The sequence below is a fragment of the Streptomyces sp. NPDC093591 genome, from assembly GCF_044764885.1.
GTDB lineage: Bacteria > Actinomycetota > Actinomycetes > Streptomycetales > Streptomycetaceae > Streptomyces.
The window spans coordinates 1-18,588 of record NZ_JBIWIY010000029.1 but is presented as its reverse complement, the minus strand read 5'-3'; the positions used below and the strand labels follow the sequence as shown (position 1 = coordinate 18,588).

The 18,588-nt window shown below is 71.2% G+C and carries 20 protein-coding genes; 15 read left to right on the top strand and 5 right to left on the bottom strand.

The annotated features are described in order from the left end of the window. Window positions 1-18 precede the first annotated feature (18 nt). The gene (locus ACIREI_RS42815; protein ID WP_403345371.1) at window positions 19-975 is read right to left on the bottom strand and encodes a GlxA family transcriptional regulator; all 957 of its coding nucleotides are present in this window, start codon (window positions 973-975) and stop codon (window positions 19-21) included. A gap of 48 nt (window positions 976-1,023) precedes the next feature. Next, on the bottom strand, window positions 1,024-1,572 hold the full coding sequence (locus tag ACIREI_RS42810; RefSeq protein WP_403345369.1) for a GNAT family N-acetyltransferase: 549 nt from the start codon (window positions 1,570-1,572) through the stop codon (window positions 1,024-1,026). A 76-nt stretch (window positions 1,573-1,648) separates the two neighbouring features. Here ACIREI_RS42810 and ACIREI_RS42805 point away from each other — a divergent pair, with 76 nt between their 5' ends. Beyond that, a complete protein-coding gene (locus ACIREI_RS42805; RefSeq protein WP_403345367.1) occupies window positions 1,649-2,056 on the top strand; it encodes a VOC family protein in 408 nt (135 codons plus the stop codon). Here ACIREI_RS42805 and ACIREI_RS42800 read toward each other — a convergent pair. Both ACIREI_RS42800 and ACIREI_RS42795 read right to left on the bottom strand, forming a co-directional pair. Further along, the gene (locus ACIREI_RS42800; RefSeq protein ID WP_403345365.1) at window positions 2,033-2,725 is read right to left on the bottom strand and encodes a helix-turn-helix domain-containing protein; all 693 of its coding nucleotides are present in this window, start codon (window positions 2,723-2,725) and stop codon (window positions 2,033-2,035) included. The genes ACIREI_RS42805 and ACIREI_RS42800 overlap by 24 nt on opposite strands. Before the next feature lie 73 nt (window positions 2,726-2,798). Then, window positions 2,799-3,338, bottom strand: coding sequence for an NAD(P)-dependent oxidoreductase (locus tag ACIREI_RS42795; RefSeq protein ID WP_403345492.1), 540 nt, complete (start codon window positions 3,336-3,338; stop codon window positions 2,799-2,801). Here ACIREI_RS42795 and ACIREI_RS42790 point away from each other — a divergent pair. After that, window positions 3,264-3,977, top strand: a complete 714-nt coding sequence (locus ACIREI_RS42790; protein ID WP_403345363.1) for a TetR/AcrR family transcriptional regulator — start codon at window positions 3,264-3,266, stop codon at window positions 3,975-3,977. The genes ACIREI_RS42795 and ACIREI_RS42790 overlap by 75 nt on opposite strands. A 104-nt stretch (window positions 3,978-4,081) precedes the next feature. Here ACIREI_RS42790 and ACIREI_RS42785 read toward each other — a convergent pair whose 3' ends face one another. Beyond that, window positions 4,082-5,233, bottom strand: coding sequence for a YihY/virulence factor BrkB family protein (locus ACIREI_RS42785; RefSeq protein ID WP_403345361.1), 1,152 nt, complete (start codon window positions 5,231-5,233; stop codon window positions 4,082-4,084). A gap of 135 nt (window positions 5,234-5,368) precedes the next feature. Between ACIREI_RS42785 and ACIREI_RS42780 the strand changes: the two genes are divergently transcribed. The 13 genes from ACIREI_RS42780 to ACIREI_RS42720 all read left to right on the top strand — a co-directional run. Further along, the gene (locus tag ACIREI_RS42780) at window positions 5,369-7,003 is read left to right on the top strand and encodes an acyl-CoA dehydrogenase family protein (RefSeq protein WP_403345359.1); all 1,635 of its coding nucleotides are present in this window, start codon (window positions 5,369-5,371) and stop codon (window positions 7,001-7,003) included. 334 nt (window positions 7,004-7,337) lie between these two features. Next, entirely contained in the window at window positions 7,338-8,627 is a 1,290-nt protein-coding gene (locus ACIREI_RS42775) for a GAF domain-containing protein (RefSeq protein WP_403345358.1), read from the top strand. Window positions 8,628-8,784: 157 nt separating this feature from the next. Next, window positions 8,785-10,074, top strand: coding sequence for a hypothetical protein (locus tag ACIREI_RS42770; protein ID WP_403345356.1), 1,290 nt, complete (start codon window positions 8,785-8,787; stop codon window positions 10,072-10,074). A gap of 181 nt (window positions 10,075-10,255) precedes the next feature. After that, window positions 10,256-10,828: a GNAT family N-acetyltransferase gene (locus tag ACIREI_RS42765; RefSeq protein ID WP_403345354.1), complete on the top strand. Its 573-nt coding sequence runs from the start codon at window positions 10,256-10,258 to the stop codon at window positions 10,826-10,828. Between the two features lie 126 nt (window positions 10,829-10,954). Beyond that, window positions 10,955-11,038: a putative leader peptide gene (locus ACIREI_RS42760; protein ID WP_349817346.1), complete on the top strand. Its 84-nt coding sequence runs from the start codon at window positions 10,955-10,957 to the stop codon at window positions 11,036-11,038. Window positions 11,039-11,167: 129 nt separating this feature from the next. Next, window positions 11,168-12,865, top strand: a complete 1,698-nt coding sequence (locus tag ACIREI_RS42755) for a nitrite/sulfite reductase (protein WP_403345352.1) — start codon at window positions 11,168-11,170, stop codon at window positions 12,863-12,865. After that, complete coding sequence (locus ACIREI_RS42750) at window positions 12,862-13,050, top strand: hypothetical protein (protein ID WP_301995888.1); 189 nt, start codon at window positions 12,862-12,864, stop codon at window positions 13,048-13,050. Before ACIREI_RS42755 ends, ACIREI_RS42750 begins: the two co-directional genes overlap by 4 nt. Then, window positions 13,047-13,757 (top strand): phosphoadenylyl-sulfate reductase, encoded by a 711-nt coding sequence (locus ACIREI_RS42745; RefSeq protein WP_403345350.1) that lies wholly within the window; start codon window positions 13,047-13,049, stop codon window positions 13,755-13,757. Before ACIREI_RS42750 ends, ACIREI_RS42745 begins: the two co-directional genes overlap by 4 nt. Before the next feature lie 35 nt (window positions 13,758-13,792). Next, complete coding sequence (cysC, locus tag ACIREI_RS42740; protein ID WP_403345349.1) at window positions 13,793-14,329, top strand: adenylyl-sulfate kinase; 537 nt, start codon at window positions 13,793-13,795, stop codon at window positions 14,327-14,329. Further along, complete coding sequence (gene cysD / locus ACIREI_RS42735; protein WP_403345347.1) at window positions 14,326-15,264, top strand: sulfate adenylyltransferase subunit CysD; 939 nt, start codon at window positions 14,326-14,328, stop codon at window positions 15,262-15,264. Before cysC ends, cysD begins: the two co-directional genes overlap by 4 nt. Window positions 15,265-15,266: 2 nt before the next feature. Continuing rightward, window positions 15,267-16,601, top strand: coding sequence for a sulfate adenylyltransferase subunit 1 (locus ACIREI_RS42730; RefSeq protein ID WP_403345345.1), 1,335 nt, complete (start codon window positions 15,267-15,269; stop codon window positions 16,599-16,601). Between the two features lie 208 nt (window positions 16,602-16,809). After that, window positions 16,810-17,910, top strand: coding sequence for an aliphatic sulfonate ABC transporter substrate-binding protein (locus tag ACIREI_RS42725; RefSeq protein WP_403345344.1), 1,101 nt, complete (start codon window positions 16,810-16,812; stop codon window positions 17,908-17,910). A gap of 34 nt (window positions 17,911-17,944) precedes the next feature. Next, on the top strand, window positions 17,945-18,588 hold a 644-nt coding region (locus ACIREI_RS42720; RefSeq protein WP_403345343.1), incomplete at its 3' end, for an ABC transporter ATP-binding protein.

Sequence of the window (18,588 nt, the reverse complement as noted above, 5' to 3'; positions counted from 1 at the left end):
ATCTCGCCAGGCGACCGGCTACTCGCCCTGGGTGAACGTGCGCCGGTACTCGCTCGGGGTGGTGCCCAGGATGCGGTGGAAGTGCAGCCGCAGATTCGTGCCGGTGCCCAGACCGACGTCGGCGGCGATCTGCTCGACGCTCCGCTCCGAGCGCTCCAGCAGCTCACGGGCCATGTCGATGCGGGCGCGCATGACCCACTGCATCGGCGTGTACCCGGTGTCCTCGACGAAGCGTCTGGAGAAGGTGCGCGGCGAGACCGCCGCGTGCCGGGCCAGCACATCGAGGGTGAGGGAATCGCCGAGCCGGTGCAGGGCCCACTCGCGGGTGGTGGCGAACCGCTCGCCGAGCGGCTCGGGCAGGCTGCGCGGCACGTACTGTGCCTGGCCACCGCTGCGGTAGGGGGCCGCGACCAGCCGCCGGGCCGCGTGATTCGACGCGGCCACTCCGAGGTCTTTGCGCAGAATGTGCAGGCACAGGTCGAGGCCGGAAGCGGCGCCGGCCGACGTCAGCACGCTGCCCTCGTCGACGAACAGCACGTTCTCGTCGACTCGGACGAGTGGGTGCTTCGCCTTGAGCGCCTGTGCGTAATGCCAGTGCGTCGTGGCGCGCCTGCCGTCGAGCAGACCCGTGGCGGCGAGCGCGAAGGCACCCGTGGAGATGGCGGCGAGCCGCGCGCCCCGATCGTGGACGGCGAGCAGCGCGTCGACGACGGCCGACGGAGGATCGTCGCGGTCCGGAGACCGGTAACCGGGAATGAAGACGATATCGGCCCACGCCAGCGCGTCGAGCCCGTGGGCGACGTGGTACGACAGGCCGTCGCCGCCGGTCACGAGACCGGTCTGCGCACCGCAGACCCGCACCTCGTACGGCATGCTCGCCCGGGTCGTGAACACCTGCGCGGGAATGCCTACATCGAGCGGCTTCGCACCCTCGAGCACAAGGACGGCGACGCGATGGAGGCGGGTGGACGGCACGGGGAACAGGGTACGAGGGGCATTCTGGCGGTCGGTTGGCGCTGACGCTCAACCGGACGGCGTGCCCCGCCACCACACGCCGAACCACTGCTCGGCGCCGTACTCCTCGAACCGCTCCACCTCGGTGAACCCCAGTTTCGCCGCGAGGCGCATCGCGCGGTCGTTGGCGCTCCGGGTGCAGAGCACCACCGGCTCGCCGGGAAGCGCGTCGGTGAACCAGCCGAGTGCCGCCGCGCACGCCTCGGCGGCGTACCCGCGTCCCCACGCCCGCGGCAGGACCATGTAGCCGAGTTCGGTCTCCCCGGCCTCCGGACGGACGTGCCCCGGACGCTCCGCGTCGCGCCGATCGAGCGTGATCATGCCGATCATCGCTCCGTCGAGCTCGATCACGAAAAGGCCGGGGCGCCGCCCGGGCACCTCGGGCACGGCGCGTTCGAGCTCATCACGCGGCCGCGGGCCGCCGAGGTAGGTGCCCACCTCCGGCGATGCGAACAGTTCGATGAACGCCGCACGGTCCCGGGCCTCGGACTCGCGGAGCACGAGCCGCTCGGTCCTGATCGGAGCAGGTGGCCAGGCGACGGCTCCGAGTTCGGTCATGCCGGGCAACCTATCCCACGCCCGTGTGTCCGATTCCTTCAAGACCGGCCGTCAGCGGGCTGCCTACGGTGGCCGCATGACTCCACGATTCGATGCCATCGGCCTCGTCGTCTCGGACATGGCCGCCTCCGTCGTCTTCTACCGCCGCCTGGGCTTCGCCTTCCCCGACGGAGCCGAGAACGAGCCGCACACCGAGGCCGAACTGCCGGGCGGGCTGCGGTTGTTGCTCGACACGGAGACGACCGTGCGCTCCTTCCACCCCGAGTGGCAGCCGCCCACCGGTGGCGGCCGGCACTCGCTGGCGCTGCGGTGCGCGGATCCGGGTGAGGTGGACGCGGTGTACGAGGACCTGGTCGGCGCCGGCTACCGCGGCGAGCTCAAGCCGTGGGACGCCTTCTGGGGCCAGCGGTACGCCTGCGTCCAGGACCCGGACGGAAACGGCGTCGACCTGTTCGCGCCGCTAGCCGCTCCCCCGGCCGAGTAGCTCGCCGAGCGGCATGCCCGCCAGTTCCTTGACGTCCCGCGCCAGATGAGCCTGATCGGCGAACCCGGCCCGCACGGCCGTGTCCGCGAAGGCCACGCCGTCCCGTGCCAGGGCGAGGGCCCGTCGCAGTCGCAGGATCCGGGCCAGCGTCTTGGGGCCGTAGCCGAAGGCGGTCAGGCAGCGTCGGTGCAACTGCCGTGCGCCGAGGCCGAGTTCGGCGGCGGTCGCGGCGACGGGGCGCCCCGCGTCGAGGGCGGTGACGACCCGGAGCAGCAGCGGGTCGGGCGGCTCGGCGTCGGCGGCCCGCTCCAGCGCCACGTCCTCGAGCGTGGTCACGGGGTCGGCGGCGGCCTCGATACGGCCCCGCAGCCGCCGTACCTCCGCGGCCGGCCACAGATCCGCGAGCTCGACCCGCCGGTCGCGCAGCTCATGCGCCGGCACGCCGAGCAGGCCGGGCGCGGTACCGGGGTGGAAACGGACGCCGGCCCAGGTGGTGGGCGCGCCTTCGGGGACGTGCGCACGCGTGTCGGGCCCCGCGACGAGCAGCCGCCCCTCGTTCCAGAGCAGATCCATGCACCCGTCGGGCAGGACGGGCCCCATGGTCGTGCCGGACGGAGTGTTCGTCCAGACGACGGCGCCCAGGAGCCGAGACGCCCGTTCCGTATACACGTACGCCAGCCTACGACGCGTCCCTTCAGAGGTGCGGGGCTCTGTCGCGACATGCGGCTCCGCCGACGGCTCGTCAGTCCGTGATGACGGCGTCGCGGTTGATCCACTCGGGGCTGTGGGCCGCCTTGTGCAGGAAAGCGGCGACGTCCGCGCGGCTGATCTTCGGGTTGCCCTTCATCGGGAGACGGTCGTCGGCCCGGTAGGTGCCCTTGGCGGGGCCCTTGGTCAGCAAGGTCGGGTAGACCAGCGTCCAGTCCAGACCGCTGGAGCGGATCGCCTTCTCGGAGAGTTCCTTGTTCGCGTAGATGTCCCGGAGGAACGTGCGGTACATGATCTTCTGCGCGACGCTCGCCGACCGGTAGGTGTCGCCCCCGCCGAACGAGGACAGCCAGACCAGGCGGGAGACGCCCTGTTCCTTGGCCGCGTCGATCACGGCCGCCGCGGCGCCGGTGAACAGGTCGTCGGCGCGCACGGATGTGCTCCTGCCGAGAGCCGAGATGACGGCGTCCTGGCCGATCATTGCCTTGGCGACAGCCTTGTGCGAGGTGGCGTCTCCGGCGACCACGTTGACCTGGTCCGCCAGGTCCTGGAGAGCCTCCGGTCTGCGGGCCAGGACGGTGACCGTGTCGCCGGCCGCGATGGCGCCAAGCGCGGCCGCCGCGCCGACGCCGAGCGCAACCGCATCGCGATCATCGAAGCGGCCGACGCCGTCTTCGCCGAACACGGCGGCACCGTCGACGTCCGTGAGATCGCCCGGCGCAGCGGCGTCGGCATGGGCACGCTCTACCGCCACTTCCCGACCAAGGACGACCTGCTCGCCACCGTCCTGGAACAGCAGTTCACCTCCTGGCTCACCGCCGCCCACGAGCAGGCCACCGCCACCGAAGACCCGTGGCAAGCGCTGACCGGCTTCTTCGAGCAGATGCTCACCACGCAGTCCCGCAACCGCGCCGTCGTCGAGAGCTACGCCACCACCGGTGGCCCCACCAGCTCATGCGCCCAGCGCTGCTACTCCTTCATCGACGAGCTGCGCACCCGTTGCATGAACGCCGGCCTCCTGCGCCCCGACGTCACCACCGCCGATCTGGTCCTGCTCAGCGGCTCCCTGAGTCAGGCCGTGCTGACGACCGGGGAAAGCCACCCGGGTCAGTGGCGCCGTCTCCTGCGCATCTCCCTCGACGGCCTCAGCAGCCGCAACACCGAGCCCCTGCCCGAGCCCGAAACCCACGCCGCCGCGCCCGGGAGCGACTGAGCGGGAAACCCGCGTTTCCCTGTGCCCCTGGAACGTCCTGCCATACGGCGAGGTGTGGGGGGGCGGCGCCCCTGCGGGCGAGGCGCCTGCTCAGAACCACGCTCTCAGGCCCCGCCCTGGTCCTCCGGCTTGTGCGGCGGGTGTGTGTGAGTGCTCTTCACATGGGTCCGCAGCCGCGACGTCACGTCCTCCGGCGGCAGGAAGCGGGACCATCGCTCCGGGAACTCCGACGGCATGTCCGGGTCGTCGGGGTCCTGCTCGCGGCCCGCGGCGTGGCGGGCCACGTACTCGGCGACCTGGGCCTCGCGCAGCCGTTCGTTCGCGGCGCGGGCCGCGGCCGTCGCGGCGGCCGGCCAGACCCGGTCGATCGCGGCGTTGACCGCGGCCCCGACGAGCACGGCGAACGCGGACACGCCGATCCACAGCATCACGGCGACAGCGGCGGCGAGGGAGCCGTAGATCGACGCGCCCTCGATCGTGTTCGTCAGGTAGATGCGCAGCAGGAAGCTGCCCAACACCCACATGCCGAGGGCGACGAGCGCGCCGGGCACGTCCTCGATCCAGGGCGAGCGGACCGGCACGGACACGTGGTACAGCGTCGTCAGGAACGCGATCGACAGGACGATCACGACGGGCCAGTACAGGACCTGCACCAAGGTCTCCGACCAGGGCACGATCCGCACCACCGCGTCCGGCCCCGCCACCATCAGCGGCAGCGCCACCGAGCCGATCAGCAGTGCCGCGATGAACAGCGCGAACGCCACCAGCCGGGTCTTGACGATCCCGCGGACGCCGTCGAGGCCGTACATCACGGTGATCGTGTCTATGAAGACGTTCACCGCGCGCGACCCCGACCACAGGGCGAACAGGAAGCCGACGGAGATGACGTCGGGGCGGCCGCCGTGCATCACGTCGTCCAGGATCGGCTGGGCGATCTGGCGCACGCCCTTGTCGGACAGGACGGTGCGCGAGGCCTCGATGAGGTTGGCCTCCAGGCTGCTGATGGTGTCGGTGCCGGTCCAGTCGTCGACGTAGCCGAGGAGACCGATCATGCTGAGCAGCAGCGGCGGCACGGACAGCAGCGTGAAGAACGCGGCCTCGGCGGCGAGGCCCAGGATGCGGTACTCGATGCAGGAGTTCACGGTGTCCTTGATCAACAGCCAGGCGGTCCTGCGCTTCGAGACGTTCCGGTAGAGGACACGCGCCCGGTGGAGACGACCGGAGGTCCGCTGGGGGGATTCACTTGCTGGCTGCACGACCTAAAGGTATCCGCCGTACGGGAGCGCACTCATCGCGGCGCCGGGTGCGCACCCCCGCCACCTGCCCGGTCCCCGCTCCGGGGTCGTGTCAGGCTGGAGACCACCGCCCCACTCAGGGATAGGTTCACAGGTATGGCAGGCAGCACGCACACTGTGACCAACCAGCCCCCGCCCCTGGTCGGATACGACGTCTACACCGCCGACCGGGCCCTGACCGCCGCCGTCGAACGCCACCTCGCCCCGGAGCTGCTGGACGAGGCCCGCAGCGAGCTGGCGGCACTCGGGCGCACGTGTGGATCGGCCCAGGTGCAGGAGTGGGGGACGCTCGCGAACGACCATCCGCCGCGGCTGCACACGCACGACCGCTACGGCCACCGTATCGACGAGGTCGAGTTCCACCCGGCCTGGCACCGGCTGCTCGGCAAGGGCGTCGCGGCGGGGCTGACCGCGGCCTGGGCCCGGCCGGGCGGGCATGTGCGGCGGGCCGCGGCCTTCCTCATGTGGACGCAGGTCGACGCCGGCAACGGCTGCCCGCTGTCCATGACCCACGCGGCGGTCCCCGCCCTGCGTACGGACCCCGACCTCGCCGCCGAGTGGGAGCCGCGGCTGACGTCCATGATCTACGACCGTGAGCTGCGGCCCGCCCGGCTCAAGGCCGGGTCCCTGTTCGGGATGGGCATGACGGAGAAGCAGGGCGGCAGCGACGTACGCGCCAACTCGACGGCCGCGCGCCGCCTCCCTGACGGCGAGACGTATGAGCTGACCGGGCACAAGTGGTTCTGCTCGGCGCCGATGTCGGACGGATTCCTGGTGCTGGCACAGGCGCCGGGCGGGCTCACCTGTCTCCTCGTGCCACGCGTGCTGGAGGACGGCAGCCGCAACCCGTTCCTGATCCAGCGGCTGAAGAACAAGCTGGGCAACCGCTCGAACGCGTCGAGCGAGGTCGAGTTCGACGGGACGTGGGCACGCCGGGTCGGTGACGAGGGGCGCGGGGTGCGCACCATCATCGAGATGGTGGCGGCGACCCGGCTCGACTGTGTGCTGGGCTCGGCGGGGCTGATGCGGCAGGCCGTGGCGCAGGCGATCCACCACTGCGACCACCGCGAGGCGTTCGGCGGGAAACTCGCCGACAAGCCGCTCATGCGCAACGTCCTCGCCGACCTGGCCATCGAGTCCGAGGCGGCGACCACCCTCGCGCTGCGGCTCGCGGCCGCCTACGACGACGGCGGCGAGCAGGAGCGGGCACTGCTGCGGATCGCGGTGCCGGCCGCCAAGTACTGGGTGACCAAGCGGTGTACGCCGGTGACGGTCGAGGCGTCCGAGTGCCTGGGCGGCAACGGGTACGTCGAGGAGTCCCAGATGCCCCGGCTGGTGCGCGAGTCGCCGCTGAACTCGATCTGGGAGGGCGCGGGCAACGTCCAGGCACTGGACGTCCTGCGGGTCCTGCAACGGGAGCCCCAGGCCCTCAACGCCTACTTGCAGGAGGTCGGCAAGGCCCGCGGCGCCGACCACCGCCTGGACACGGCGATCAAGTCCCTGCTGACGGAACTGGCCGACCTGGAGGGTATCGAGGCCCGAGCGCGCCGCCTGACCGAGCGCCTCGCGCTGGTCCTCCAGGGCTCACTGCTCGTCCGTTTCGCGCCACCGGAGGTCGCGGACGCGTTCTGCGCGTCCCGGCTGGGAGGTGATGGAGGCATGGCCTTCGGCACCCTGCCGTCAACCCTCGACCTGACATCGGTAGTGGATCGGTCAAGGCCGCAAGCCTGACCGATCCAGGGGCGCGGGGAACTGCGCGACCAGCCACAACCGACCCGCAGCCGCCCACGAGACATCAAGCCGCACCCCCAGAGGCGCAACGGCCCAACCGCCGGAGGCAGGGGGTGGTGCTGCGCCGACACGGCACCACCCCCGCCATGGCCCGTTCGAGGCCGCGAACGCCGCTCGGGACGGCGTTGTTCAAGTCTCGATCAGGCCAGGACGGTCCACCAGGGTTGCAAGGGGTTGCAACTTGTTGGCGTCCGGGTGCGGAGTGGGTCCCTCCGCGAGCATCGGACGGCACTATGAAACGCACAGTCAGTATGAGTCGAACCGGGAGGGACCTGTGGCGCTCTCGCCGACGGACCTGACGCAACTCGCCGCCGTGGATTCGGCGCGGGCGGCGCGCGTGCTCAGCGAGGTCCGCTCCGCCACGCTCTCCGGACGGCGCGCGCCCGTCGCGCCGCGCCCGGTGATCGAGCGGTCCTGGGAACGCATGCTGCGCAGCGGTGTCGACCCCGACCACGACTTCCGGTCCGGGCTGCTCTCCCGCGAGGAGGTGCAGCGGCGCCGGGAGTCCACCGCGCTCAGACATGTGCTGCCGGTGCTGCGCGAGGGGCTGCTGTCGGTCGCGGACATCGCCCACCACATCATGGTCGTCGCCGACGACGAGGGCCGGGTGCTGTGGCGGGAGGGCAATTCCTCCGTGCTGCGCAAGGCCGACGGCCTCGGCTTCGAACTCGGCGCGGACTGGCGGGAAAGCGTCGTCGGCACGAACGGGGTCGGCACTCCGGCGGTGGTGCGGCGGCCCGTGCAGGTCTTCGCCTCCGAGCACTTCCAGCGCTCGCAGACCTCCTGGACCTGCACCGGCGCCCCCATCACGGATCCGCGGGACGGCCGGCTGATCGGCGTGGTGGACGTCAGCGGGCCGCTGGAGACCATGCACCCGGCCACGCTCGCCTGGGTCGACTCGGTGGCCAAGCTCGCCGAGGCCCGGCTGCGCGAGGTGCATCTGACCTCGCTGGAGCGGCTGCGCGCGGTGGCGGCGCCGGTGCTGGCCCGGCTGCCCGGGCGGGCCCTGGTGGTGGACCGGGACGGCTGGACGGCCGCGGTGACCGGGATGCCGTACGCGCACCGGATCGCGCTGCCCAAGTCGCTGTCGCCGGGCCGACGGTGGCTGCCGCCGCTCGGTGTGTGCGCGGTGGAGCCGCTGGCCGGCGGCTGGCTGCTGCGGGCCGCCGACGAGCCGGTGCCGCCCGGGGCGACGCGGATCACCCTGGACCTGACGCAGGCGCGCCGCTGGTCGGTGACGGTGTCCGGCGGCGCGGGGTCCTGGAGCCATGAACTGAGCCCCCGGCACGCCGAGTTGCTGTACCTGCTGGCCCTGCACCGCACGGGCCGCAGCGCGGCGGGGCTGGCCGAGGACGTGTTCGGCGACGCGGGCCGTACGGTGACGGTGCGCGCCGAGATGTCGCGGGTACGGCGCTATCTCGGGGCGTTCCTGGAGCATCGGCCCTACCGCTTCCGCGAGGACGCGGAGGTCGAGGTGCTGCTGCCGGACGACCCGCGCGATCTGCTGCCGCACTCGACGGCACCCGCCGTGGCGCGGGGGCGGATCTCGGCCGATATGCCCTGAGTGCACCGTGTGCCCGAGTGGCATCTTCCGCATATTTGCAGGGTCTTAGTCCGCAAGCGTGCCCCACTGCCGTAGCATCCCCCTACGAGCCACCCCACCTGCTCCTTTGGTCAACACACAGACCAATGGCCGCAGTTGGCTCGCCTCGGGAGGTTTGATGAAGCACCGCGGCAGACACCGTCGACGCAAGCAGGGCCGCGCCGTGCGCGCGTTCCTGGCCGGAACCGCCCTCGCGCTCACCGCGGCCGCCACGATGATCAGCGCCTCACAGGCCACGGTCGGCGACAACCCCGGGGCGCTGGAGCCGCTCACCGGGGCCGCCGAGACCGGCGCGCTCAGCCTCCACGAGCAACTGGCCCCGCAGGCCGCGCTCGACGAACTCGCCTCCCGGATGGGCCGGCCGGTCGGTGTCCGGTCCGTCCTGGAGAGCGCCGACCGCAGCCTGCGCACCGCCTCCGGCTGCACGGCCGACGAGCGCACCGCGCTGCCGGTCGCCCCGGCCGCCACACGCGCGTACTGCTGGGACGCCGCCGACACCCGGGCCTGGCGGGCGGGGGCGGTCACCACCTCCGGCGACGCCGACGACGACGGCTGGTGGAACGACAACCGGGTACTCCTGGCCGGCTGGAGCCAGGGCAGCGCCGACCGGGGCCTCGCCCGGGTCTCCTTCGTCGACGCCAACGACCTGGCCCGCCTCAGGTACGCCTCGGCCCTCCTCGTCGTCCCGGTGGACGGCGGACGCGACTACCGCGCCCTGACCTCCCGCCTGTCCGGCATGGTCTGGTACCAGGACAAGCTGCTGGTCACCACCGCCGACGGCCTGTACGTCTACGACATGAACCGCGTCCAGCGCACCACCGTCGACAGCGCCGCCGTGGGCCGCGTCGAGAACGGCTGGTCGGCGCACGGCAACCGCTTCGTCCTGCCCGCGGTCGGCTCGTACCGCCTGACCGGCGGGAGCGCCGCTCCCCGCATCGGCGCCATCTCCCTCGACCGCAGCACGTCACCCGACAGCCTGGTGGCGAGCGAGCGGACCGCCGCCGACAGCGACCGGCCCGCCCGGCTGTGGCGCTACGACTTCAGCACGGACCCGGCCCGCCCCGGCCTGCTGGCCACCGACGCCACCGGATCCGCGCACGCGGTCGAGGCGTACGAGACGGAGGCATCCGGCATCGGGGGCGTCCTGTCGCACCGGGCGCCCGGCGCGGACCGCTCCGACTGGTACGTGGTCCGTGCCCCGGGTGCCACGGACCGGCACGGCAGCCTCTGGCGCCAGGACACCGAGGGCGCCGAGGCGACCCGCTGCGGCTCGGAGGACGCCCCGCGCTGCTGGGGCGTCCAGTCCGGCCCCCTGTCGTACTGGGAGGCGACCGGCGAGGTCTGGTCCCAGTCGGGCGAGGTGCTGTTCGCCGTGCCGCTGGAGTCGATCGACAGGGCGCTGGGCTAGGGGCGCCGTCCGGATCACGCCGGCGCCGCGGGCCCTGACACGCACTCCCGGCTGCATGGGACGGCATCTCCTGGCCGAACCCCCTCTGACCCCTGCCGTTCAGCTCGTCCCGGCGGCGCGGGCCCCGGCGGTCGCGGACGCCGATCGACAGATCGGCCCCTCGGATGATTCCCTGGCCGCCATGACCAACATCCCCGTGACCACCTGGTCCCTGGAGCAGACCTCCCCCACCGACGCCCTGCCGGCCGCCGCCCCGGAGGGGGATGTTCGCATCGTGCGGGCCGAGGTGCCCTCGCCCGAGTTCAGCCGGTTTCTGTACGCGTCGGTGGGCGGGGACATCCTCTGGCTGGACCGGCTCGGCTGGACGTACGCGCGGTGGCAGGAGCATCTGGCGCGTCCGGGCGTCGAGACGTGGGTCGCCTACGACCGGGGGACGCCGGCGGGCTATGTGGAGCTGGAGCCGCAGGACGACGGGGTCGTGGAGATCGTCTACTTCGGCCTGATTCCGGCCTTCCGCGGACGTCGGATCGGCGGCCACCTGCTGGCGTACGGCGCCGCCCGCGCCTGGGACCTCGCGGAGCGCTGGCCGGGGCTGGCCCCGACGAAGCGGGTGTGGCTGCACACGTGCAGCAAGGACGGGGAGCACGCCATGGACAACTATCTGCGCCGTGGCTTCAAGCTCTTCGACACCAAGGTCGAGGAGGAGGCCGAGGCCGCGCCGACCGGGCCGTGGCCGGGGGCCTACCCCGGCTGACCTGGCCAGAAACGGGCCAAATAGGCCATGTGACCGACAACACCCTTGTCTTGTCCTTCGAGACAAGGGTGTCCGCATAATGGACGAAGCTGGACTGTGTCCAGATTGCCGTGCCACGCTTCCGTCATGTCTGGAACTGGAATTGCCTTGGTGAGTCGACGCCACGTCGACCTCGGCCGCATGTCCAGCGCCATCTGTCCGGTGCGCTGACAGCCCCGCAGCGCCCGACACCTCCCTCTTTTCGCTTTCCTCCCTGCGCAACGCCGCGCACGCATGCCCACGCGCCCGCACGCGCAGGTCAGAGCCGCTTTCCCGCCTGTCCCGAAGGACGTATCAACCATGGCCGCCACCCCGCAGAAACCTGCCGCCGCGACTCCCCGCCGCAAGGTGAGCCGTCACCGCGGTGAGGGTCAGTGGGCCGCGGGGCACTTCACCCCGCTCAACGGCAACGAACAGTTCAAGAAGGACGACGACGGTCTCAACGTGCGGACACGCATTGAGACGATCTACTCCAAGCGCGGCTTCGACTCCATCGACCCGAACGATCTGCGTGGCCGTATGCGCTGGTGGGGGCTGTACACCCAGCGCAAGCCCGGGATCGACGGCGGCAAGACCGCCATCCTGGAGCCGGAGGAGCTCGACGACTCCTACTTCATGCTGCGGGTGCGGATCGACGGCGGCCGGCTGACCACGCAGCAGCTGCGCGTCATCGGCGAGATCTCGCAGGAGTTCGCGCGCGGCACGGCGGACATCACCGACCGGCAGAACGTCCAGTACCACTGGATCCGGATCGAGGACGTGCCCGAGATCTGGAACCGCCTGGAGGCCGTCGGCCTGTCCACCACCGAGGCCTGCGGTGACACGCCCCGTGTCGTCATCGGCTCGCCGGTCGCCGGGATCGCCGCCGACGAGATCATCGACGGCAGCCCGGCCATCGACGAGATCCAGCGCCGGATCATCGGCAACAAGGCGTTCTCGAACCTGCCCCGCAAGTTCAAGTCCGCGATCTCCGGCTCGCCGCTGCTGGACGTGGCGCACGAGATCAACGACATCGCCTTCGTCGGCGTGAACCACCCCGAGCACGGCCCCGGCTTCGACCTGTGGGTCGGCGGCGGCCTGTCCACCAACCCGAAGATCGGCGTCCGGCTCGGCGCCTGGGTGCCGCTGGACGAGGTGCCGGAGGTCTACGAGGGCGTCATCTCGATCTTCCGCGACTACGGCTACCGGCGGCTGCGCACCCGCGCCCGGCTGAAGTTCCTGGTCGCCGACTGGGGTGCGGAGAAGTTCCGTCAGGTGCTGGAGGACGAGTACCTCAAGCGCGCGCTCGTCGACGGTCCCGCCCCCGCCCAGCCCGTGGAGCGCTGGCGCGACCACGTCGGTGTGCACCGGCAGAAGGACGGCCGCTTCTACGTCGGTTTCGCCCCGCGCGTCGGCCGCGTCGACGGCGCCACACTCACGAAGATCGCCGAGCTGGCCGAGGCACACGGCTCGGGCCGGGTCCGTACCACCGTCGAGCAGAAGATGATCATCCTCGATGTCGAGGAGGCTCAGGTCGAGTCCCTGTCCGAGGCCCTGGAGGCCCTGGACCTGACCACCAGGCCCTCCCCCTTCCGGCGCGGCACCATGGCCTGCACCGGCATCGAGTACTGCAAGCTCGCCATCGTCGAGACCAAGGCGCGCGGCTCCTCCCTCATCGACGAGCTGGAGCGCCGTATCCCGGACTTCGACGAGCCGATCACCATCAACATCAACGGCTGCCCGAACGCCTGCGCCCGTATCCAGGTCGCGGACATCGGTCTCAAGGGCCTGCTCGTCCTCAACGACAAGGGCGAGCAGGTCGAGGGCTACCAGGTGCACCTGGGCGGCGCGCTCGGCCTGGAGGCCGGGTTCGGGCGCAAGGTGCGTGGCCTGAAGGTGACCTCCGACGAGCTGCCCGACTACGTCGAGCGGGTCCTCAAGCGCTTCCAGGACGAGCGCGAGGACGGCGAGCGGTTCGCCACCTGGGCCGCGCGCGCCTCCGAGGAGGCACTGTCGTGAGCGAGCGGGCCGCCCCCTTCTACTGCCCCTACTGCGGCGACGAGGACCTCCGGCCGAGCGAAGCCCTGGAAGGCGGCCACGGCGCGTGGGAATGCGCGGCGTGCAACCGCGCATTCCAGCTGAAGTTCCTCGGGCTGCTCGCCCGGGGCCTTCAGCACCATGACGCAGGGGGAGACGAGATATGACGGCGATTCAGGAAGAGCGCACGACCGACGATCTCAAGGCGCTCGCCGAGCAGGCGGGCCGTGACCTGGAGGACGCCTCCGCGCTGGAGATCCTCCAGTGGGCGACCGACACGTTCGGCAAGCGCTTCTGTGTGACCTCGTCGATGGAGGACGCGGTGGTCGCCCACCTCGCCTCCCGCGCGATGCCCGGCGTCGACGTCGTGTTCCTCGACACCGGCTACCACTTCGAGGAGACCATCGGCACCCGCGACGCGGTCGAGGCCGTGATGGACGTCAACGTCATCACCCTCACCCCGCGCCGGACCGTCGCCGAGCAGGACGCCGAGTACGGCCCCAAGCTGCACGACCGCGACCCCGACCTGTGCTGCAAGCTCCGCAAGGTCGAGCCGCTGGAGCGGGGCCTCAAGGGCTATGTCGCCTGGGCGACCGGACTGCGCCGCGACGAGTCCCCGACCCGGGCGAACACCCCGGTCGTCGGCTGGGACGAGAAGCGGCAGAAGGTCAAGATCTCCCCGATCGCCCGCTGGACCCAGGACGACGTCGACGCCTACGTCACCGAGCACGGCGTCCTCACCAACCCGCTGCTGATGGACGGCTACGCCTCCGTCGGCTGCGCACCCTGCACCCGCCGGGTCCTGGAGGGCGAGGACGCGCGCGCCGGCCGTTGGGCGGGCCGCGCCAAGACCGAGTGCGGGCTGCACGGCTGACCATGACCGAGCTGGCTACGAATTTGGAGAACCACGTGACGAGCGGAGCCACCGTCTGGCTCACGGGTCTGCCGAGCGCCGGCAAGACCACCATCGCCTACGAGCTGGCCGGCCGGCTCCGCGAGGAGGGCCACCGCGTCGAGGTGCTCGACGGCGACGAGATCCGCGAGTTCATCTCGGCGGGCCTCGGCTTCAGCCGCGAGGACCGGCACACCAACGTGCAGCGCATCGGCTTCCTCGCCGAACTGCTCGCCCGTAACGGCGTCAAGGCGCTCGTCCCGGTGATCGCGCCCTACGCCGACAGCCGTGACGCGGTACGCAAGCGCCACCAGCAGAGCGGGGCGCCGTACATCGAGGTGCACGTGGCCACTCCGGTCGACGTGTGCTCCGTACGCGATGTGAAGGGCCTGTACGCCAAGCAGGCCGCGGGCGAGCTCAAGGGGCTCACCGGGGTCGACGACCCGTACGAGGAGCCCGAGTCGCCCGACCTGCGCATCGAGTCCCAGAACCAGACCGTGCAGGAGTCCGCGGCGTCGGTGTACGCCCTGCTCAGCGAAAGGGGACTGGCATGACGACGACCGTCGCCACGGTCGAGGAGGGCACGGACTCCCCGTACGCCCTCTCGCACCTGGACGCGCTGGAGTCGGAGGCGGTGCACATCTTCCGCGAGGTGGCGGGTGAGTTCGAGCGGCCGGTGATCCTGTTCTCCGGTGGCAAGGACTCCATCGTCATGCTGCACCTGGCGCTGAAGGCGTTCGCCCCGGCCGCGATCCCCTTCTCCCTGCTGCACGTGGACACCGGGCACAACTTCCCCGAGGTCCTCGAGTACCGGGACCGCACGGTCGCCAAGCACGGCCTGCGGCTGCATGTCGCGTCGGTGCAGGACTACATCGACCGCGGGGTGCTCAAGGAGCGCCCGGACGGCACCCGTAACCCGCTGCAGACGCTGCCGCTGACGGAGAAGATCCAGAGCGAGAAGTTCGACGCGGTCTTCGGCGGCGGGCGCCGCGACGAGGAGAAGGCGCGGGCCAAGGAGCGCGTGTTCTCGCTGCGGGACGAGTTCTCGCAGTGGGACCCGCGCCGCCAGCGGCCCGAGCTGTGGAACCTGTACAACGGCCGCCACGCGCCCGGCGAGCACGTCCGCGTGTTCCCGCTGTCCAACTGGACCGAGCTGGACGTCTGGCAGTACATCGCCCGCGAGGGCATCGAGCTGCCGGAGATCTACTTCGCGCACGAGCGCGAGGTCTTCAAGCGGGCCGGCATGTGGCTGACCGCCGGTGAGTGGGGCGGGCCGAAGGACGGCGAGACGGTCGAGAAGCGGCTCGTCCGCTACCGGACCGTCGGCGACATGTCCTGCACCGGTGCCGTCGACTCGGACGCGGTGAGCCTGGAGCAGGTCATCACCGAGATCGCCGCCTCCCGGCTCACCGAGCGCGGCGCCACCCGCGCCGACGACAAGCTCTCCGAGGCCGCGATGGAAGACCGCAAGCGCGAGGGGTACTTCTAAGCATGAGCACGACGACGACCGAGGAGCTCTCGGCCACCACCCTGCTGCGGTTCGCCACCGCGGGCTCCGTCGACGACGGCAAGTCCACCCTCGTCGGGCGGCTGCTGCACGACTCCAAGTCGATCCTCACCGACCAGCTGGAGGCCGTGGAGCGCGCCTCCGCGAGCCGCGGCCAGGACGCCCCGGACCTGGCGCTGCTCACGGACGGCCTGCGGGCCGAGCGCGAGCAGGGCATCACGATCGACGTGGCGTACCGTTACTTCGCCACGCCCCGGCGGCGGTTCATCCTCGCCGACACGCCCGGCCATGTGCAGTACACCCGCAACATGGTCACCGGCGCGTCGACGGCCGAGCTGACGGTGATCCTGGTCGACGCCCGCAACGGCGTCGTCGAACAGACCCGCCGGCACGCCGCCATCGCCGCGCTGCTGCGGGTGCCGCACGTCGTCCTCGCGGTGAACAAGATGGACCTGGTCGACTACCAGGAGTCCGTCTTCGCCGCGATCGCCGAGGAGTTCACGGCGTACGCGCTGGAGCTGGGCGTCCCGGAGATCACCGCGATCCCGATCTCGGCGCTGGCCGGCGACAACGTGGTGGACCCGTCCGCGAACATGGACTGGTACGGCGGGCCGACCTTCCTGGAGCACCTGGAGACGGTCCCGGTCACCCACGACCTGAGCCACTGCCACGCGCGCCTGCCCGTGCAGTACGTGATCCGTCCGCAGACCGCCGAGCACCCCGACTACCGGGGTTACGCCGGCCAGATCGCCGCCGGTTCCTTCCGCGTCGGCGAGTCGGTGACCGTGCTGCCGTCGGGCCGTACGTCGAAGATCTCCGGCATCGACCTGCTGGGCGAGCCGGTCGACATCGCGTGGACCACCCAGTCGGTGACCGTCCTGCTTCAGGACGACATCGACATCTCGCGCGGCGACCTGATCGTGCCGACCAAGGACGCGCCCGCGACCACGCAGGACATCGAGGCGACCGTCTGCCATGTCGCCGACGCCCCGCTGACCGTGGGCCACCGTGTGCTCCTCAAGCACGGCACCCGCACGGTCAAGGCGATCGTCAAGGACATCCCGTCCCGGCTCACGCTCGACGACCTGTCCCTGCACCCGCACCCGGGGCACCTCGTCGCCAACGACATCGGCCGAGTGAAGATCCGCACCGCCGAGCCGCTGCCGGTCGACTCCTACGCCGATTCGCGCCGCACCGGCTCGTTCATCCTGATCGACCCGAACGACGGCACGACGCTCACCGCGGGCATGGTCGGCGAGTCGTTCGCCTCGCCGGAGCCGGTCAAGGACGAGGCCGAGGACGACGGGTGGGACTTCTGACATGAAGCCCCGCGACTACTTCTCCACGTTCGCGAAGGAGGGCGGCCGTGTCGGCAGCGGCGCCCTCGGGAGCGGGCAGGGCGGAGTGTCGCGATGTGTGCGCTGACCCGCGTGCACCGTATGCGTGCCGCTCCGCACGAACCCGCCGACTCCCCGGCCACGACCTGACACGGGCGTGAGCGCCGGGCCACCGAGAGGAACCCCTCCCGTGCCTGCCACCCCCGTCCTGCGCCGGACCCTCGCGGTCCTGGCCGCGCTGCCGCTGCTCGCCCTCGCGGCCTGCGGCTACGGCTCGCAGGCCAAGGAGAACACCGAGCAGGCCATAGCCGGGGCGCCCAAGGTCGACGGCCTGGACTCGGTGCGGATCGGCTACTTCGGGAACCTCACCCACGCCACCGCGCTGGTCGGACGGCAGGAGGGACTGTTCCAGAAGGAGCTGGGCGGCACGACGGCGGAATACGTCCCGTTCAACGCGGGGCCCTCGGAGATCGAGGCGCTGAACTCCAAGTCCATCGACATCGGCTGGATCGGCCCCTCCCCCGCCGTCAACGGCTACATCAAGGCGAACGGCAAGAACCTGCGCATCATCTCCGGTTCGGCGTCGGGCGGCGTGAAGTTCGTCGTCGACCCGGAGAAGATCAAGTCCCTGAAGGACGTCAAGGGCAAGAGGATCGCCACGCCGCAGCTCGGCAACACCCAGGACGTGGCGTTCCTCAACTGGGTCGCCGGGCAGGGCTGGAAGGTCGACGCGCAGAGCGGCGAGGGTGACGTCTCCGTCGTCCGCACCGACAACAAGGTCGTCCCGGACGCCTACCGGTCCGGCTCGATCGACGGTGCCTGGGTGCCCGAGCCGACCGCGTCCAAGCTGGTCGCCGAGGGCGGCAAAGTGCTCCTCGACGAGGCCGACCTGTGGCCGGACAAGAAGTTCGTGATCACGAACGTCATCGTGTCGCAGAGCTTCCTGAAGGAGCACCCGAAGGCCGTGGAGGCCGTACTGCGCGCCTCCGTGAAGATCAACGAGTGGATCGACGCCAACCCGGAGAAGGCGAAGGCCGCGGCGAACGCCCAGCTGAAGGCCGACACCGGCAAGGCACTGCCGGCCGACGTGCTCGACCCGGCGTGGCGGTCCATCCAGGTCACCGACGATCCGCTGGCGGCCACGCTCGAGACCGAGGCGGAGCACGCGGTCAAGGCGGGGCTGCTGCAGAAGCCGGACCTGACCGGCATCTACGACCTGACGCCGCTGAACAAGGTCCTCAAGGCCGAGGGCGAACCCGAGGTCGACGACGCCGGTCTCGGCGTCAAGTAAGCCCCATCCGGAGAGTTCTTAGGAGGTGACGACCATGGCAACCGCCCTCGCCAAGGCCGCCGACACCGAGGTGTCGGTGGAGCACGCCGCGCGTATCGACCACGTCTCGAAGTCGTTCGCCGGCCCGGCCGGGCAGCAGCTCGTCCTCGACGACATCACGCTCGATGTCGCGCCCGGCGAGTTCGTCACCCTCCTCGGGGCGTCCGGCTGCGGCAAGTCGACGCTGCTGAACCTGGTGGCCGGGCTGGACAAGCCCAGCGCGGGGAGCATCACGACCGACGGCCGGCCGGCGCTGATGTTCCAGGAGCACGCCCTGTTCCCGTGGCTGACCGCGGGCAAGAACATCGAACTCGCCCTCAAGCTCAGGGGCGTACCCAAGGCCGAGCGGCGCGAGCGGGCCGAGGAGCTCCTCGAACTGGTGCGGCTGAAGGGCGCGTACGGCAAGCGGGTGCACGAACTGTCCGGCGGTATGCGCCAGCGCGTCGCCATGGCGCGGGCGCTCGCGCAGGACAGCAAGCTGCTGCTGATGGACGAGCCCTTCGCCGCGCTCGACGCCATCACCCGGGACGTGCTGCACGACGAGCTGACCCGCATCTGGCGCGAGACGCAGCTGTCGGTCCTGTTCGTCACCCACAACGTGCGCGAGGCGGTCCGCCTCGCCCAGCGCGTCGTCCTGCT

Coding starts and splice junctions, on each gene's coding strand:
- ACIREI_RS42730 (WP_403345345.1), top strand. CDS start 15,267: ATGAGCACGACGACGACCGAGGAGCTCTCGGCCACCACCCTGCTGCGG.
- ACIREI_RS42805 (WP_403345367.1), top strand. CDS start 1,649: ATGACTCCACGATTCGATGCCATCGGCCTCGTCGTCTCGGACATGGCC.
- ACIREI_RS42745 (WP_403345350.1), top strand. CDS start 13,047: ATGACGGCGATTCAGGAAGAGCGCACGACCGACGATCTCAAGGCGCTC.
- ACIREI_RS42780 (WP_403345359.1), top strand. CDS start 5,369: ATGGCAGGCAGCACGCACACTGTGACCAACCAGCCCCCGCCCCTGGTC.
- ACIREI_RS42770 (WP_403345356.1), top strand. CDS start 8,785: ATGAAGCACCGCGGCAGACACCGTCGACGCAAGCAGGGCCGCGCCGTG.
- ACIREI_RS42810 (WP_403345369.1), bottom strand. CDS start 1,572: ATGACCGAACTCGGAGCCGTCGCCTGGCCACCTGCTCCGATCAGGACC.
- ACIREI_RS42755 (WP_403345352.1), top strand. CDS start 11,168: ATGGCCGCCACCCCGCAGAAACCTGCCGCCGCGACTCCCCGCCGCAAG.
- ACIREI_RS42760 (WP_349817346.1), top strand. CDS start 10,955: ATGTCTGGAACTGGAATTGCCTTGGTGAGTCGACGCCACGTCGACCTC.
- ACIREI_RS42765 (WP_403345354.1), top strand. CDS start 10,256: ATGACCAACATCCCCGTGACCACCTGGTCCCTGGAGCAGACCTCCCCC.
- cysD (WP_403345347.1), top strand. CDS start 14,326: ATGACGACGACCGTCGCCACGGTCGAGGAGGGCACGGACTCCCCGTAC.